Below are 3,493 nucleotides of genomic sequence, written 5' to 3' on the forward strand. Positions count from 1 at the left end.
TTTTTTTTGGGGAGCGGTAACTGATAACACGAATATGGGTAACTGAAATCCTGCATTTGGTAACTGATAACACGAATCTTGACGGCGGTAACTAAAACCACGAATGTCGACTCATGGTAACTGATAACACGAACGTTCTCGCCCCGCTCCTGCCGGATCGTCATCCGCAGCATGATTTGTTTATCTGTGATGTCGCAGACGCTGTCCTGAAGGACGTGATGCAACACATGGAGCATCCGTTCTACTCGCTTTCAAAAAAGCCGGAAACGACGGTCAAGCGATACGAGAATGGTAATAAGTGGTTGCAGATCACGCCCAGTGTGAAGGGTCTCGCAACGATCTACGACAAAGACATTTTGATCTACTGTATCAGCCAAATTATGGCGAAACTGAAGAAAGGCCTTCCGGTTTCGCCCCGTGTTCGGATCAATTCTAGAGAGCTGCTTATCTTCACCAATCGCGGCACAAGTGGCCGGGAGTATCAGTCCCTTCTCGATGCCCTTGACCGCCTTGAAGGAACCCGCATCAGGACGAACATTGTAACAGGGGACGAAGAACAGGTCGATGGGTTCGGCTTGATCGACGCTTCCTCAATCCGCCGCAAGCATGGTCTCGACGGTCGCTTGCTATGGTGCGAGGTGAAGCTGTCGGATTGGGTCTTCAACGCAATCCGTAATGAAGAGGTTCTGACGCTGCACAGGGACTACTTCCGTCTTCGCAAGCCCATTGAGCGGCGGGTGTATGAAATTGCCCGAAAACACTGTGGCCAACAGAAATCTTGGCGTATCACGCTTGCCAAACTGCTTCTCAAAACTGGTTCTCAAAGCCCTCAAAAGCGCTTTCGGCAGATGATTCGACAGCTCGTAGAGCACGACCACTTGCCAGATTACCACGTTACCTTTGAGGATGAAGCTGACATGGTGGTTTTCACCAATCGCGGCACGATGTCTCCTGCCCCGCTCATTGAAGGCAGCATTCCTCCTTTGCAGTCGGATACCTACGAAGAAGCACGCCATGCGGCTCCCGGATGGGATGTACGCTTTCTTGAACGCGAGTGGCGCGACTGGTGTGTGGAGCCGCCTCGCAACGCTGATCGAGCCTTTGTAGGGTTTTGCCGGAAGTGGTTCGAAAAGCGTGGGAGGCCATAAGATTAAAAACCGGTAATGGAAATAAATCAGGTGTTGGATATTTTTCCGGTACAAGATATAAATCCGGTAACAACAAATCGGCAGGATCGAGCAATGCCCGTTATCGTCATGGCAAGCCCCAAAGGCGGGGTAGGTAAATCAACTTGCGCTGTACTGCTAGCGTCTGAATTTGCCCGCATTGGAGCGGATGTCACGGTGCTGGATTGTGACCCGAACAAATCTCTGACCAGGTGGGCATCGCATGGCTTACCGGGTGGAGTGACCCTCAAGAGTGAGATTGGCCGTTCAGAAATCGTTCCCACCATTCGGAGCGCCGATGGTGACGGCAAGATCGTCATCGTGGACCTGGAAGGGGTTGCGTCCCAGCTCGTCAGTCGCGCGATCTCCCAGGCCGACCTGGTGATCGTCCCAATGCAGCCGACAGCGCTCGATGCTGAAATCGGCTCCGAAGCATTGGCGCTGGTTCGCGAAGAGGAAGAAGCGCTTGGGCGTTTAATTCGGCATGCTGTGGTGCTGACAAAGACCAGCGCCGCTGTAAAAAGCCGTGTTCAGAAGGAGCTAGAGGGACAGCTTAGTGGGGCAGGGATCGATGTAATCGAACCGTCACTGGTGGCCCGTGCGGCATTCTCCGAACTCTTCGCTTATGGGGGTGACCTGACAGCGATGATGAATGACCCAGAGATGGTCACGGGTGGCAAGGTAGATAAGGCGTTGGCAAACGCTCAGGCATTCACGGAGGCTGTTTATGAGCGGCTCAAATAGGCTAGCGGGGCTGAAAGCCCGCCCGAAAGGGACGACCGTAGAAGAGGTCAGACGTGTCGATGAGGTTGGAGAGGCGAGGGGGTTCCTCGACCGGACACCCCGTAAGAAGCCCGGGCGCAAACCAAGCCCGCGAACCCATCAGCTCCATCCAAAAGTGTTCCCTGAAGTGGGCGTAGCGATAGCTGAAGAAGCGGAAAAACTTGGCATCACTCAAGGGCAACTCATTGAACAGATGTGGGAAATGTACCGAAAGGCTTACTAGTAAGGTCGAAACATGAAAGCTCGCCTCGAAAAATGCGATCCGACAAAGAACGTCGCCTGCTACTATCAGATGTTTGTTCTTCCGAACTTATTTGGAGAGTGAAAGTTACGCCGTGAATGGGGACGGATCGGGTGGGGTGGTCAAATGCGCCTGGACTTATTCCGCAGCCAGCTTGAAGCGGAAGATGCGCTCAAGTCGCTGACGCACGCTAAGGAGAAGTGTGACTATCAGATAACTTAGTTCGCGCCGGACATCTCTATGTCCTTAGGACATAGAGATGTCCGGCGCAGATGTCAAATCAACAGAAGCCTACTCAGCCGTTCAGCCCTTGACTACTCTGAGTGCCATCTGTATATGTCCTTAGGACATATACAGATGGCACTCGTATGAAATTCACAGACGGGGTGGAACAAGCGCTCCTGAAGCGTGATCTGCCGATCATCACATACTACGATTTTTTCGTTCTGGGCCACGCTCTATTTCAGAGCAAAGCATGGAATGGAGAGCCTCTGAAACGTATGCCGCAGGGGTGGGACCAAACCCGTGCAAACAATGCCATCAAACGCATGGAGGAGCGTAGAGCTCTTATTCCTGACTCAGACTTTCGTTCCGGTGTTTGGCGCGTCACGCAAGCCACCCGCGCCGGGTCAGCCGAAGAAGTCGCATGTATTGCCGACCCGTTTGCCTATGTATCGCACTTATCAGCGATGCAGAGGTATAGCCTGACGGAGCGGAGCCCTAAGGCGCTGCATCTAACGACACCGCGCCGCGATCTCTGGAACAAACTTCGAAATGATCGCGTGCGCAATGATCTTCCGGACATCGACACAATTGATAAGCCCTTGCTCCATCGCCCTGGCTTCAGAGACTCCATTCGGCGGCGGCCAGTCGTTGTTCATATCTCGAGCCATCCCTGGACGCCCGCGCAGCTCAGCGGGGAAGAAACACGGATCACGTCTGTAGGCCAGACCTTTGCCGATATGATTACTGAGCCAGGATTGTGCGGTGGGATGCGTCATGTACTCGATGTTTGGGAACGTGACGCGGATCAATGGTTGCCTGAAATCGTGGGGGCCGTAGATCAGTTAAACAGCAAGATTGCCAAGGTACGGGCAGGATACATCCTCTCAGAAATGCTGGGGCTTAATGATCCCGCTATTGAACGCTGGGAAGCTTTTGCTCAAAGAGGGGGTTCACGAAAGTTGGACCCAGAGGCAGAATATTTTCTAGAATTTTCAGAGCGATGGATGATTTCACTGAATGTCTGATGCAGAAAACAAGTCCGATGAAGTGGAATACTGAAGTGGTCCCAGCTTTTCGG

Annotated in this window: 3 protein-coding genes and 1 pseudogene; all 4 read left to right on the top strand. The window is 52.9% G+C overall.

Annotated elements, in window-relative coordinates:
- The first annotated feature begins 113 nt into the window (after nt 1–113).
- A complete protein-coding gene (locus tag FGE21_RS19665; protein ID WP_139665093.1) occupies nt 114–1,148 on the top strand; it encodes a replication initiator protein A in 1,035 nt (344 codons plus the stop codon).
- A 15-nt stretch (nt 1,149–1,163) separates the two neighbouring features.
- Nucleotides 1,164–1,910: a ParA family protein gene (locus FGE21_RS19670; protein WP_255731678.1), complete on the top strand. Its 747-nt coding sequence runs from the start codon at nt 1,164–1,166 to the stop codon at nt 1,908–1,910.
- 379 nt (nt 1,911–2,289) lie between these two features.
- A pseudogene (locus FGE21_RS20675) lies at nt 2,290–2,412 on the top strand (WGR domain-containing protein); the annotation flags it as partial.
- A gap of 146 nt (nt 2,413–2,558) precedes the next feature.
- Entirely contained in the window at nt 2,559–3,440 is an 882-nt protein-coding gene (locus tag FGE21_RS19685) for a hypothetical protein (RefSeq protein WP_139665096.1), read from the top strand.
- Nucleotides 3,441–3,493 lie beyond the last annotated feature (53 nt).

This window comes from Phaeobacter sp. B1627 (genome assembly GCF_006265095.1).
Lineage (GTDB): Bacteria > Pseudomonadota > Alphaproteobacteria > Rhodobacterales > Rhodobacteraceae > Epibacterium.

Excerpts from the sequence above, each read along its gene's own strand:
- FGE21_RS19670 (WP_255731678.1), top strand. The coding sequence starts at position 1,164 with ATGGAAATAAATCAGGTGTTGGATATTTTTCCGGTACAAGATATAAAT.
- FGE21_RS19665 (WP_139665093.1), top strand. The coding sequence starts at position 114 with ATGGTAACTGATAACACGAACGTTCTCGCCCCGCTCCTGCCGGATCGT.
- FGE21_RS19685 (WP_139665096.1), top strand. The coding sequence starts at position 2,559 with ATGAAATTCACAGACGGGGTGGAACAAGCGCTCCTGAAGCGTGATCTG.